Annotated in this window: 10 protein-coding genes, 1 tRNA gene and 1 rRNA gene; 5 read left to right on the top strand and 7 right to left on the bottom strand. The window is 61.2% G+C overall.

All coding sequences use genetic code 11. From position 1 onward, the window contains the following. Positions 1–290: 290 nt before the first annotated feature. Both rrf and ACR0EZ_RS16830 read left to right on the top strand, forming a co-directional pair. Positions 291–405, top strand: a 5S ribosomal RNA gene (rrf, locus tag ACR0EZ_RS16835). Between the two features lie 53 nt (positions 406–458). Then, positions 459–535 (top strand) — tRNA-Met (locus tag ACR0EZ_RS16830). Positions 536–750: 215 nt separating this feature from the next. Here the strand turns inward: ACR0EZ_RS16830 and ACR0EZ_RS16825 are convergent. From ACR0EZ_RS16825 to ACR0EZ_RS16815, 3 genes are all read right to left on the bottom strand, one after another. Then, positions 751–1014 carry a hypothetical protein gene (locus ACR0EZ_RS16825; protein WP_480615233.1) on the bottom strand — a complete coding sequence of 88 codons (264 nt, stop codon included), beginning with the start codon at positions 1012–1014 and terminating at the stop codon, positions 751–753. Next, a complete protein-coding gene (locus ACR0EZ_RS16820; RefSeq protein ID WP_480615231.1) occupies positions 1011–2378 on the bottom strand; it encodes an arylsulfotransferase family protein in 1368 nt (455 codons plus the stop codon). The genes ACR0EZ_RS16825 and ACR0EZ_RS16820 overlap by 4 nt, the downstream gene beginning before the upstream one ends. A 544-nt stretch (positions 2379–2922) precedes the next feature. Next, complete coding sequence (locus ACR0EZ_RS16815; protein ID WP_480615229.1) at positions 2923–4011, bottom strand: hypothetical protein; 1089 nt, start codon at positions 4009–4011, stop codon at positions 2923–2925. A 182-nt stretch (positions 4012–4193) separates the two neighbouring features. On the opposite strand from ACR0EZ_RS16815, the gene ACR0EZ_RS16810 reads away from it, so the two are divergent. The 3 genes from ACR0EZ_RS16810 to ACR0EZ_RS16800 are packed head-to-tail and all read left to right on the top strand — an operon-like array spanning position 4194 to position 6890. After that, positions 4194–4850 (top strand): PepSY domain-containing protein, encoded by a 657-nt coding sequence (locus tag ACR0EZ_RS16810; protein ID WP_480615227.1) that lies wholly within the window; start codon positions 4194–4196, stop codon positions 4848–4850. 34 nt (positions 4851–4884) lie between these two features. After that, a complete protein-coding gene (locus ACR0EZ_RS16805; RefSeq protein WP_480615225.1) occupies positions 4885–5544 on the top strand; it encodes a response regulator transcription factor in 660 nt (219 codons plus the stop codon). Beyond that, positions 5544–6890: an ATP-binding protein gene (locus ACR0EZ_RS16800; protein ID WP_480615223.1), complete on the top strand. Its 1347-nt coding sequence runs from the start codon at positions 5544–5546 to the stop codon at positions 6888–6890. The genes ACR0EZ_RS16805 and ACR0EZ_RS16800 overlap by 1 nt, the downstream gene beginning before the upstream one ends. Before the next feature lie 17 nt (positions 6891–6907). Here ACR0EZ_RS16800 and ACR0EZ_RS16795 read toward each other — a convergent pair whose 3' ends face one another. The 4 genes from ACR0EZ_RS16795 to ACR0EZ_RS16780 all read right to left on the bottom strand — a co-directional run bounded on the left by ACR0EZ_RS16795 (position 6908) and on the right by ACR0EZ_RS16780 (position 13620). After that, positions 6908–8644, bottom strand: a complete 1737-nt coding sequence (locus ACR0EZ_RS16795; RefSeq protein WP_480615221.1) for a Mur ligase family protein — start codon at positions 8642–8644, stop codon at positions 6908–6910. A gap of 14 nt (positions 8645–8658) precedes the next feature. Beyond that, positions 8659–11463 carry a cyanophycin synthetase gene (gene cphA, locus ACR0EZ_RS16790; protein ID WP_480615220.1) on the bottom strand — a complete coding sequence of 935 codons (2805 nt, stop codon included), beginning with the start codon at positions 11461–11463 and terminating at the stop codon, positions 8659–8661. Positions 11464–11486: 23 nt separating this feature from the next. Further along, positions 11487–12374: a cyanophycinase gene (locus ACR0EZ_RS16785; RefSeq protein ID WP_480615218.1), complete on the bottom strand. Its 888-nt coding sequence runs from the start codon at positions 12372–12374 to the stop codon at positions 11487–11489. Positions 12375–12609: 235 nt separating this feature from the next. Next, positions 12610–13620 (bottom strand): Ldh family oxidoreductase, encoded by a 1011-nt coding sequence (locus ACR0EZ_RS16780; protein ID WP_480615217.1) that lies wholly within the window; start codon positions 13618–13620, stop codon positions 12610–12612. Between the last annotated feature and the right edge of the window lie 5 nt (positions 13621–13625).

Below are 13625 nucleotides of genomic sequence, written 5' to 3'. Positions count from 1 at the left end.
ATAGGCCGGAGATGTAAGCGCAGTAATGCGTTCAGTTGACCGGTACTAATCGCCCGATAGGCTTGATTTGATCCAGTAATGGAAAGACAAAATCAAACCAAAAGCATACACCGACCTTGAATTGGACAATTACGTCGCTTTTGCTACGCAAACAGCGACGGTGTTGATTGATGTGAAACCCCGTAAGGGGTGACATAACAACCGAGTGGCACCGCGCATCCGCTTCGCGAATACGCTGCCTGCCACCTGTCGCTTTTGCTCCGCAAAAGTCGACATGGGCTTTTCCTCGGTTTGGTGGTCATAGCGCAAGTGAAACACCCGGTCCCATCCCGAACCCGGAAGTTAAGCACTGCCGCGCCAATGGTACTTGGGCTTAAGCCCCGGGAGAGTAGGTCACCGCCAAACCTAGAAAAAGCCCACACAATCTCTCTAACGATATCGCACTTATTCGACCCTGCCGCGGGATGGAGCAGCCCGGTAGCTCGTCAGGCTCATAACCTGAAGGTCGTAGGTTCAAATCCTACTCCCGCAACCAAACTTCTCAGCAAGATATCAAACACTTAGCACCCAAAGGGGCGATTCACGTGTTTAGGTCTGCAGCTCTTGGTGCTACACCAGTGCTACGCCACGCAGCAAAGATTAGATACATTGCACGCCCGTACGGACGCCCATGTGACCGGACAATTTCAAAGGTCGGGCATTGCAACGCTTAGCCCGACCTGTCGGGCGCAAAACGACCTTCGTTTTTTGTCAATGCGCCGGGTCGGTCTCGTTCCCCGCGTCAGCCCGGCCTTTCTTGCCGCTCAGCAGCCGCTTGAGCGGAAACCAGACCAGTCCGACCAGAAGGAAAAGACCGCCCAGCACCACGGCAATCGTGACCGCTATCGCGCCCAGCCCGGCACCGGGGCCGATATAGGCGTGTGCCGGGTTTGCCAGTGTCAGAAATGGCACCCCTGCGAGCAGCCACAGCGCCATCACACGTCCCGCCACCCGGGCTTTCATGAGCCATTTCATTGCGTGCATTCCTTCCAATCGGTTTCAAAATAGGTCAGGGGGTAGAGCTTCGCATTGGTGATCTCACCCACAAACGCATCGTCGTATTTATTGACAAACTCCCAGACCACATTGCCGGTGCGATCCACTTCCAGCACCCGTCCGGCGTCGAATTCGGTGATCAGAATGCCGCCGTCGTCCAGTATCTCGTGCTGTCCCCGGATAACCGAGAGCATTTCCTGACCGGGCTTGCTGCCGAAAACAACCTCGGTCTGCCGGCTGACCGGGTCGATGGTGATAATGTTGGTATCCCGGGCCGCATCCAGCCGGGTTTTGTCGCTCCGTGTGTAGGAGGTTAGATACGCGTTGTTGTTGAAGACAGAGATTTTGCCATCCGGGCGAAACTCGGGGTCGTGTTGCCGGATCCAGGGGCCGGTCTGATGCCATTTCACTTTCCGGGTGGCGGGGTCCACCACGATGACCAGATTCAGCCCCCGCATTGAAATAACCCAATCCCCGGCCTCGAACAGGGGAAACCTGTCGGCCAGGTGCGATGGCAGCTCATCGATCTTGTTGGCGTGAAGTAATTCGCTGCGGACGACCCCCTTCGTTTCGAAGTCCTGATTGTTGGCGGTCAGCAGCGCGGTCAGGCCGCTGCCGATGATCATGTCGGGGATCGATATCCGTTCCAGAACCTGACCCTGATCATCAAGCCTTAATACCACGTCTTCCCAGATCGGCTGGTCCTTGGCCGCTGTGAAAAACGGCGGGAAGCGGTCGACAACCTCGGCGGCGGTCCAGCTGTCGCGGCCCACGGTCAGATACCCGCCCCGTTCGGATGCAACCATCGAATGATGGGAATTTTCATCAAGCGTCCAGAGCAGGTTGGAACACTGATCCAGCTTGGCCGCCCCACAGTATTCGTAGCTGAACACAAGCTCGCCCTTCGGTGTGAGCAGCGCCCCGTGCACATCTGTTTCTAACGGGGTGACAAGATTGCTGCAGGGGCGTGTCTGAGCGTCGGGGTAATGGTCGAAGTAGTTCAACGACCATTTGCGGATCACACTGCCGTCACGGTTAACCAACCGGGCCTGGTTTTCCCCGTCAAAGAACCCCATCAGCAGGATGGCGTCCTTGCGGTCAGGCCTGTCGTTGATCATGACGCCGTCACCTTGCCCGCGCGCGGGCTGGAGGTGCTTGTGATAGGCCGCGCCTGTCAGGGACTGATCGACAAATATCGCCCTGTAGGCCATTCGAAACTGCGGGGCCGGTGGCCACTGTTTCGTTTGCGCTAGAATTCCGTAAAGGACCGATGCGCAAATGATGGTCAGAAACAGGCAAATCCAGAACAGCCGCTCGGGCAGGTTCTCAAGGGAACGCTTCATTCTTCACTCGTTGAACTCTTTAACACAAAACTAAAAACTACCCTTTCAAATTAAGGGTCTAAGTGGAGGTTCCTGGCTTGAGACAGCTGTTTGTTCCTAAAAATGCTGATGAGCGCTGTTTCGATAGGGGGAAAGCGATTTCCATCCGGTTGCGCGGTGCGCGGCAGCTGGCAGGATGCTGCGGAACCCGATGGCTTTGCCCCTTCTGAACTGTTTCGACGTGCAACCAACGTGGTGGTCTGGTCCATGCCTTTCCCCTTCGGTTTGATCGAACAAAAGTCTTGTTACCCGAAATCTCGACCTTCAGTATGCCCCAGCGTCGTTGAATGCTGAGAGAATGTGCCGTTCACTTTCGGTTAATCTTGTTCTTTGCCGGTGAAACCGGACGCCGCGGAGATTGCACCGGCAGGACACAAGCCAGGCTCAACGCGTATGCGGGCGGAAACAAAAAAGCCCGCTCCCTGGGGGAGCGGACCCGCCCGGACATGAGGGTAGAATCAAGCCGGGCTTGCACCGCCGTAAGTGGTGGCTTCGGTGCTCTTGATCAGTACAGACCCAAAAGCGCTTTGACGGTCGCTTCAACCTCGTCCGTCACCGGTTTGTTCGCCGCATTCTCAAGCGCCTCGCGTTCGGTGAGCGCCTGATCTTCGACCTGGTCTTCCAGATCGGCGACTTCCGTAAGCGCGTCTTCGTATTCGACAGCCTCGCGCCGTTCATCGGCCAGAGCTTCGGCCTCTTCGACCGAGTCCTGCAGATCGGATCTGGCGGCATCCAGTTCAGCCTCGATATCCGGGTCGGTGCCGCCGATATCTTCCAGCGCCTCTTCAAGTTCGGTGACACGGTCCTGGTTGGTCTGAACATCCGACAGGGCGTTTTCAAGATCGGCGTCGATTTCACTTACAGGCCGGTCCGGCCGGTTCAGACCTTCGAGCCGTTCCTTGGCGTCTTCAAAGTCTTCCCGCAGCGCATCCCCGGCCAGAACCGTATCACGATAGGTTGCGATGCGGCCGACCCGGGAATTGGGTGATGCATTCTGCAGCGCGGTTTCGCTGGCATTGGCGGCGTTCAGCGCACCCAGTTCAGACGGGTGAGCGCCCAGAAGCGCGGCGATTTTGTTGCCTTTCGTCCGGGCTGTGGGTCGAACAGATTCCGTTACGTGGGCGGATTTCGTGGATTTGCGCGTCGTAGTTTGGGTTTTGTGCCGCGTTTTCGCGGTTTGGGTGCGGGTCTTTTTGCCACCAAACAGGCCTTTCAGCGAAAACCCTTTGCCTTTCGAAGCCCCGGCCCGCGCGCCGCCGGATTTCGAGCTGCGGCTGCCGGACTTGCCGGCGCGGGACTTGCCTGCGGATTTCTGGCCGTCGTCCTTGGCAGCGGCTGATCCGCCGCCCTTGCTGTTTCCTTTGCCATTGCCGCCGCCATTGCCCTTGCCGTTCCCACCACCTTTGCCGCCATCATTTCCCTTACCGCCGCCGTTCCCGTTCCCGCCGCCATTTCCATTGCCGCCGCCGTTGCCCTTACCTTCTTTCGCGTAGGCGAAATCAGGAACGACGACGGTCGCGACAAATGCGGCGGACCCGAGCAGGGCGATTGCGATGGCAGAGGTTTTCAGAAGGCCGGTTTTCTGGGGTTTCATAACGGTTCTCGCAGATCAAAGGCTGGTTTCATTGACTGGGTTCAAATGGCTTGCATTGCGCTTACACAGCGTCTCTATTTCACCGCATCTTGGTTGAACTCACGCGGAACCGGTTGTTCATCGTCAGTTCATATAGAAATAGGTAGGCTTGTAAGAGGTTTGTGCGGTTCAGAGTGACAGAAATGTGGAAGCTCCTGACGATGGTGATGGTGGCAGGCCTTCTTCTGATCGGAGAAGGGCAGGCTGCCACGCGCGAACTGAACCAATCCGAGCTGCGCAAGGCCACAACCTCAGGCGATGCCATTCGGCTGAACCGGGTGATCCGGGGCGTTGAAAAGGTCTTTGGCGGCACCCCAGTCGATGCGCGCGCGTTCCAGAATGACAAGGTTTACTACCGTATTCTGGTGAAGAAACCGAACGGCAAGATCGTCAGCGTCATCGTCAATGCTCAGACCGGTGTTGTTGTTCCGAACCGGTCCAGTGTTGGCCGTCAGATCACCGAGGCCGCCCGTTCGAAACCGGGCAATTCTTCCAGTTCCAGCTCCCAGGGAAACAGCGCTTCCAAGAGCAACAACAGTAGCAACAGCAACCGCGGTGGGAACGGCGGCGGCAATAGTGGCGGCAATGGCAACAGTGGCGGCAATAGTGGCGGCAACGGGAACGGTGGCGGCAATGGTGGCGGCAACGGAAACAGTGGCGGCAATGGCGGTGGCAACGGGAACAGTGGTGGCAATGGCGGCGGCAACGGAAACAGCGGCGGCAATGGCGGCGGCAACGGGAACGGCGGTGGCAATGGAAATGGCGGCGGGAATGGGAACGGCGGTGGCAAAAATAAGTGATGAACCAACGCCCGAACGCCTGTAGTTTCAAACCATGAGAATACTGCTGGCAGAAGACGAGCCGCACCTGTGCGAGCAGATCAAGAAGCTGTTGAATGCCGAAGGGCGGGTTGTGGATGTCGTCCATAGCGGGGTGGACGCCTTGCATCTGGGATCGACCGAGCCTTACGACATGATCATCCTCGATATCGGCCTGCCGGAACGCGACGGCATTTCCGTTCTGCGTGAATGGCGCAGCGCGGGTGTAAAGACGCCAGTGCTGATCCTCACCGCCCGCGACGGCTGGAGCGAGCGGGTCGATGGGCTGGATGCCGGGGCCGACGACTACATGACCAAGCCTTTTCACATGCCGGAACTTGCCGCGCGCGTACGCGCGAATCTGCGGCGGCAAAGCGGCCAGATGAATACGGTGATCGAGATGGGCAGCGTGGTTCTGGATACCAGAAACGGGCGCGTCACCTCGGACGGCGTTCCGGTCGATCTGACCGCGCAGGAAATCGCCGTGCTGACCTATCTGGCCCATAATCCCGGACGGCTGATTTCACGCACGGAACTGTCCGACCACATCTACGAATATGACGGCGACCGGGATTCGAACACGATTGCCGTTTTCATAACCCGCCTGCGTAAGAAACTGGGTCCCGATCTGATCACAACGGTGCGGGGCCGCGGATACATGATCGATTCAAACTGATGCTGTCACTCCGACAACGGGCATTGCTGGGGGGGATCGCATCCGGGGCAGTGTCCGTGGCTGTCGGCACGCTTGCGGTTTTTTCCTATATCGATTCCCGCGTATCGGACCGGTTCGACAACACGCTGCGCGACCGTCACACGCAGCTTGTCGTGGGGCTGAGCGTCACCACCGACACCCCCGAGGCGCTGCGTGATATGATCTTCGATCCGGCCTATGGAACGCCGTATTCCGGGCGATACTGGCAAGTGACCAACAGTGATGGTGAGATTTTCACCTCGGCCTCGCTGTTCGACGAAACGCTGGCCGAGCCAGACGGATCCCCCGATACCCCGACATTCTGGAACACAAGGGGCCCGGAAAACGACCGGGTTCGCAGCATTTTCCAGAAAATCACCTATGAAGACGGGTCTGTCTGGGGCATCAGCGTGGCCGAAAGCCGGGCGCAATTGGTCGGCGAACGGCGCGCGGCGCAGCGAAGCCTGTTGCCGGTCTTCGCGCTGGTCGGGGTGATCGGTGTCGGCGGCTCGCTGCTGCTGATGTCCGCCATCCTGGGCCCGCTGCGAAAGCTGCGATCGGATGTTGCCCATCGATGGGACCGGGACGAGGATCTGAAACCCTCGGACTACCCGGAAGAGGTGGCGCCGCTGGTCGAAGACCTGAATCGGCTTTTAAGCCGAAACCGGGACATCATAGCCGGGTCGCGCCGACAGGCGGCGGATCTGGCCCATGCCCTGAAAACGCCGACCGCCGTTCTGCGAAACGAGCTGACCAGCCTGGCCGCAACCGACGCGGCGACTGAGGCCGCACAGGACGCGCTTGATCGGATCGACGTGCAGATCAGCCGCTCGCTGGCCCGGATGCGGGCCATGAACACCGCAGAACTGACCCATTCCCGGACTGACCTGTCAAACTCCATCGACCGGCTGGCGCGGCTTTTTTCCAACATGTCCGAGCGGGAAGGCAAGTCCTTGACCGTGACACGGGATCCGGGCCTTTGGGTTCGCATGGATGCACAGGATATCGAAGAGGTTCTGGGAAACCTTCTGGACAACGCACTGAAATGGAGCCGCAGGACCGTCACCCTGACGGCCGGCCTCTGGGGTGACGCAATCGAAATCTGCGTCGAGGATGACGGGCCGGGCGTCCCGGAAGACGCGCGTCGCGAGGCGTTGCGATCCGGGGGGCGGCTGGACACCTCGGTCGCGGGCAGCGGATTGGGGCTGACGATTGCCGTCGATCTGCTGACGGCCTATGGCGCAACGCTGGATCTGGGGGCGTCGGAGGCGCTTGGCGGCTTGAAATGCCGGGTCGTGATCCCGCCTGTATCCGGCGCAGACGGCTAGGGCGCCTGACTTGGCCGTCACCCGTCGAGCATGGCGAGCACCGCGTCACGCTCGGAAAGTACCAACAGCAGGGCAAGATCACCGGGCTGCAGCCGTTGCAATATCATCGATGCCGCCTCAGAGGGTGAAGACGCTCTGAGCGCCTGTTGCGGGTCATAGCCCCGATCCGACACCGTTTTTTCGATCAGATCGGGGATTTCTCCCAAAGCGCGGCCCCTCAGATAGCCTTCCAGTTCGGCGGCGACGATGAAGTCGGGTTGGAAATTCAATGCGGTTGCAGTGACGTCTCGGATGTCCTGATCGGACCGGTCGCCGGCATGGCTGAGCATGATGAACCGCCGCTTTGCCGGCAGGCCGGACAGCGCGTCGCAGACTGCCGCAATCGAATGCGGGTTATGGGCGAAATCGACAAAAACCCGCGCGCCGTTATGGCTGAACTCGTTGCACCGGCCCGGATTGTCCTTGGCGTCGGGTTTGAACCCGGCCAGACCAGCGCGAACCGCCTGCTGGGGCAAATCCAGCGCCAGCGCAAGGCACAGGGCTGCCAGCGCGTTCTGGATGTTGTATTTCGCGGCCCCGCCCATGGTCAGGGGTACGTCGGCGACAGGCAGGATCACCTGCTCAGCCGTGCCGTCGAAAAAGACGATATTGCCCTGCTGCACATAGGCGCAGCACCTGCCCGCGTCGCGCGCCTGACAGATCAGATCGTTCTGCGCATCCAGCGAGAACCACCAGATGTTTGCCTCTGTGCGTTCCGCCTCGGCCCGGACATAGGCGTCATCGGCGTTCAGGGCCAGCACGCCGCCCTTGGCCAGCGTGCGGTAGACGGCGAACTTGGCCTGCGCCAGTTCCGGCACCGTGTTGACGCCGAACTGGCCCAGATGATCATTCGCCACGTTGGTCACCGCCGCAGCCGTCGCGGCCCGGGTCGGCAGGCCACGGCGCAGGATGCCGCCACGGGCCACTTCCAGACAGGCGACCTCGAGCCGTTTGTCGCGCAGCAGCATCCGCCCGCCGCCGGGGCCTGAATAGTCGCCCCGGTCCAGAATGTCGTCGCCGACCCGCACAAACTCGGTCGAGGTCAGCCCCGCCACCTTGCCCGAGGCGCGGGCGATTGCTTCAAGCAACCGGGTCGTCGTGGTTTTGCCATTGGTGCCGGTGATGAAGGCGACCGGGATATTGTGAAGGCTGGGCCAGTCCACATCTGCCGGGGCGGGCAGGGCATCGACCGGCCAGACCTGACTGCCGGTGCCGTGCCCGATTGAAATCTCGTCATCATCACACAGGATATCGACGCCATGCGCTTCGGCGGCCGCAATCAGGGCGATCAGAGGGGGGTTGGCCTCTTTGGCCATGACACTTTTGACATCTGCCACCATCTGATCGAAATCGCCGGGGGTGGCCCCCAACAGTTCGGCGGCGCAGAAATGCCAGGCGGTCTGCGCTGCGAAAATCGCGGAATAGAGCTGATCCATCGGGGCCGAGATTGCCAGATTGACGCCGCCGGTGAAGGTGCGGTGGGTCAGGTTCTGATCCTGCCAGCCAAGCGCATCCAGCACCCGGCGGGCATGCACCTGCCACAGTCCGGTAACCTGCGCTGCGTCGATATCGGTGAAAAACACATCCATTACCGCGCCGGGCCTGTCCCATAGCAGGCCGGGGCCGGTCAGGCGTCTGGCATCGCCCACGCGGATATGATCGGCGGTCGCGCTTTCGATGGGCAGCGAGGTTTCAAGCTCTTCGATCCGGTCCATTCCGGTGCCTCCGCCTAGTCCGCGTCTTCGCTGATGTCACGGGCCAGACGCACGCCGCGTTCGTCCCGGATCAGGGTCTGGTCGCTCTCGATCATATCCTCGAACGAGGTCTCGGCCGGGCGGGCCGCTGGTGTCGGCTCGGCCTTTGGGGCGTCGCCTTCCGAGTTGAAATAGATGATCTGTTTCCAGCACCGCGCGGTGTCGTCGCCGAAAATCACCAGCAGATCGCCGGGCGCGGCCATGTTCAGCACGGCGTTCACCGCCTCGACCTCATCGGGAATGATCGAGATCCTGTCTTCGGGCGTGGCATTGTCGATCAGCGACTGGCGCAGCATTTGCGGAACCTCGTCATGCCCGCGTCCGCGGCGGCGGTCATCGGCCTTGCAGATGAAATGGTCGAAATGCCCGGCCAGCGCGGCGGCGGCGTCGGCAATATCCTCGTCCCGCCGGTCGCCGGGCATCGAGGCCACGCACAGCCTGCGGCCTGCGACCTCCATCTGATCGGCCAGAGACGCCAGCGCCTTGAGCGCGGCGGGGTTGTGGCCATAATCCAGGATCACCTTGAAAGGATGTTCGTCATAGACATTCATCCGCCCCGGCGCCTGGAAATAGCTGGTGTCAAAGGTCCGCAACCCGTGGCGGATATTGTCCAGATCCACCCCGAAACTATAGGCCATCGCGGCGGCGAACATGGCGTTCTGCACATTGAAGACCGCCTTGCCCTCAAGCGCGGCGGGGATGAGATGCGACCACAGAACCGGGATATGCAGCCCGTGATCATAGATCGTCAGCATGTCGCCATTCATGCCCTTTTCCAGCACGATGGCCTTGCCGCCCGCCTTGATATGCTCTTTCACCAGGCTGTGGCCGGGGTTTGTCGTGACATAGAAAATCTGATCGGCCCCGGCGTAATCGGCCATTTTCAGACAATTGATATCATCGGCATTCAGCACCGCCGTATCCGTCGCGCTTTCGACGACGACGCGCTTGACCACGGCCAGTTCCTCGACCGTGTTGATGCCGCCAAGGCCCAGATGATCCGCCGAGACATTCAGACAGGCCGCCACGTTCGAGCGCTGATAGCCCAGCCCCGAGCGCACCAGCCCGCCGCGCGCGGTTTCCATCACCGCGAAATCGACCATCGGATCGCGCAGCACGATCTGGGCCGACTTGGGCCCGGTCATGTCGCCCTTGACGCTCAGCTTGCCATCCACATAGACGCCGTCGGTCGAAGTCATGCCAACGGTCTTGCCGCTGGTCTTCATGATATGGCCCAGCATCCGCGAGGTTGTGGTCTTGCCATTGGTCCCGGTGATCGCGGCAATCGGGATGCGGGTTTCTTCATTGGCGGGGAACAGCATGTCGATCACCCTGCCCGCCACATCGCGCGGTTCCCCTTCGGACGGGGCCACGTGCATCCGGAAACCGGGGGCGGCGTTCACCTCGACAATCGCGCCGCCGATATCCTTGTAGGATTTGGTGATGTCATCGATCAGGAAATCGACACCGCCCACATCCAGCCCGACGGCCATGATGGCACGCTCGGCCATGTCGCGGTTGTCGGGGTGGACCACATCCGTCAGGTCGATGGCGGTGCCGCCGGTCGACAGGTTTGCCGTGGAGCGCAGATAGAACACCTCTCCATCCGGCAGAACGGTCTGGTCGGTCACGCCTGCATTTTCCATCAGGCGCCTGGCCTGGTTGTCGATCTCGAGCATGGTCAGCACTTTTTCATGTCCGATCCCCCGCCGGGGGTCTTCGTTCACGATGGCGACCAGTTCGGCAATCGTGTGCATACCGTCACCGACCACATGGCCCGGCACCCGTTTGGCCACCGCGACCAGCTTGTTGTCCACAACCAGCATGCGGTGATCGAAGCCGGTGATGAAGCTTTCCACCAGAATGGCCCGGCTGCGGGAGTGTTCCCGGGCTTCAGCGAAACCGGCCTCGACCTCGGAGGCCGAATTCAGGTTGATCGAAACGCCGCGCCCATGATTGGCGTTGAGCGGCTTGACCACGACCGGAAACCCGATGCGCCCGGCCGCCTGAACCGCTTCGCGTTCGGTGTAGACCATGCGCTGCTGCGGCACCGGAAGGCCCAGATCGTTCAGCAGGTTGTGGGTGTCTTCCTTGTCGCATGAAATCTCGACCGAGATATGCTTGGTTTCCGAGGTTATGGTCGCCTGAATGCGCTTTTGAAACTTGCCGTGCCCGAACTGCACCAGCGAGCCGGAATTCAGCCGGATCCACGGGATATCGCGCTCCTGCGCCGCCTTGACCAGCGATCCGGTCGAGGGGCCGAATTCCTTGCGCTGCGCCCGCAGGACAAAGCTGCGCAGCTCGTGGTCCCAGTTGAACTCGGGGTCGAACTCGTAATCATCCACCTGATCTTTCAGGGATTGCGGCAGCAGATGCATCAGCAGCCGCAGCGCCAGCTTGCCCGCCGCCAGACCGACATCGCGCTGGCGGTATTCATAGACCATGTTGTACTGGCCGGGTTCACCCGTGCCACGGGTCCGGCCAAAGGTCACATCGGTGCCCGCCACATTCTGTATCTCGATGGCGCAATGTTCCAGCACGTGGCCCAGCCAGGTGCCGTCATCCTCGCGCAGGCGGCGAATGAAGCCGCCAGGTTCGCGATAGGAACAGCCATGTTCCGCCAGTCCGGGCAGCGCCTCGATCAGTGCGTCGACAAACTCGGAACCAATTCTTGCCGAGGGCCATTCTTCCAATACGCCCAGATCGATGACGTGGCGGATGACCGGAAAACTTGCCCAGACATTCGGGCCGACAAAGACATTGGTCGAGATGATTTTCATGAGGCTCCCCGTTGGTTAGCGTGTTATCCCCTCCCGCCGGCGGTCTCGTCGCCGGATAAATTCGGCAACGTGCAGAACGCCAGATGCTCATCCGGCGGAAAAGCCTGGCGAGCCGTCAGATCATAACGGCACCCTTCGCCCAGAACGTCAAGCCGAAGTCCCAGAAGGCTCAGCGCTTCGCCACGGCGGGCATCCCACATCGACGAATGGGTCAGGTTGCTGGCATCGACCACCGTGACCGAACCGCTGCCGACAACTTCGAAGACATTGTCGGGCCCGATGAAGGCAGCGGTGTCCTCGTCAATGCCCAGACCGATCAGAAAAGGGTTGAAAGACGATGCGGTTAGCAGTCGGCCCAGCCGGTTGCGCTGGGTAAAATGCTGGTCGATGATGACCGCGTTGGTCAGACCCATGCCCGGGGCCAGCGTGATGTTGCCTTCCGCCGGGGCGGAGTTGCTGCTGCCCCCGGCCACCATGTGCTCCGACATGATCGAAGCCCCCGCCGAGGTTCCGGCAACCGGCACGCCCGCCGCGTTCCGGCGGCGGATTTTCTGCGCGACGAGAGTGCCGCCCAGAATCGCCGACAGGCGCAACTGGTTCCCGCCGGTCATGAAAATCCCGGTGGCGCGATCCAGCACGTCGGCATAATCGGGGTTGTCGCAATCGGCCCGCCGCGAGATGGGCAGAAACTCGACCTTGCCCGCGCCGAGCTCCGAGAAGATGCGGTTATAGTCCGGCCCGGTTTCTTCCAGCATCGAGGCCGTCGGGATCACCACGATATCGGCATCCGCGCCGCCGGACAGTTCCACGAATTTGCGGTGAATCTGCATTTCCTTGACACGGTCTTCACCGCCGCCGATCGGAATGATGAACCCGCGCGGGGTCTCTGCATCAACGGGTGCAGGGCACATATCTCAACTACCTTCCGGTGCTAAAGCGGGCAGCCACCGGGGGCCGCGCGGACGTTTGAACCTGATCTGACATGCCGCGCCGCGCCAACTGGCCTTCGCAGACATGCCATTCCCCCCAAGGGCACTCACATGCCGCACAGCAGGGTTTTCGTCAAGAACCGAGGGATCGGCGAGGGTTGGGGGGGGGACCCGGATTGGCGAGGAAGGGCACGACCATGGGCGGCCCGCCGAACCCTCACCCCAACAGGGCTTCGATTTTCTCCAGCGTTGCCGCGTTGACCTCAACGCCGTTTTCCCCTGCCGACACGCGCTGCAAGCGGCGGCCATCGCCGGGCAGGTGGGCCCCCTCCTGAGATCGCACCGCCGCGACAAGCGAGGCGATCCCGCCCGGGTAGCCGCCCGAGGATGTCGCCTCGGGGTCAATGGCGATAAAGAACTGGCCGGTTTTGGGCGGGCCACCGGCAGTTCCGGAAAACGGTGAGGCGTAAACGCCCAGCGTCGCCCCGGTCAGTGTTGCCGCCATGATTTCCGTCAACAGTGCTACGCCGACGCCTTTGTAGCCACCGGACGGGGCCATGCTGCCCCTAAGCGCGACATTCGGGTCCGTCGTCGGGTTGCCATCGGGGTCAAGCGCCCAACCAACCGGTATCGCCTTGCCCTCGCGCGCATGTTTCATCACTTCGCTTTTGGCAATCGTGCTGGCGCTTTGATCGATCAGCACCGCCGGCTGCCCGTCATCCCCCGGGGCGGCGATGGAAAACGGGTTGGTTCCGACCACGGGTTTCGAACCCCCGGACGGCGCAATCGACGCCGGCGCGTTGGTAAATCCGATGCCGACCAGCCCGGCCTGCGCCAGACGGTAGGTGTGATAGCCCAGCACGCCGCAATTGTAGCTGTTGGTGATCGCCAGCGCCGCAATGCCTTGCGCACGGGCGGCGGGGATCAGGGCGTCGAACCCCAGATCGATCGCGGAATGGGCAAACCCGGTTGCCGCATCGACGCGGAGAACGCCGGGCCTTGGCACCTCGAGGGTCGGAACCGCCTGCCCGTCGACCTTTCCGCACTGCACGTGTTCGCAGTAGATCGGGATATAGGCCAGGCCGTGGCTGGCAACCCCATCCGCCTCGGTCGCCGCTGTCGCAACGGCCAGCGGGCGGGCGTTGGCTTCGCTTGTTCCTGCGGCGATCAATGCCCGGAACGCCAGGTCTTCGATCTGTGCCAGCGAGAGTCTGCGCCTTTCAACCATCTTGG

The organism is Ruegeria sp. AK4, from assembly GCF_056541025.1.
This window is presented reverse-complemented; position numbering and strand designations above follow the sequence as displayed.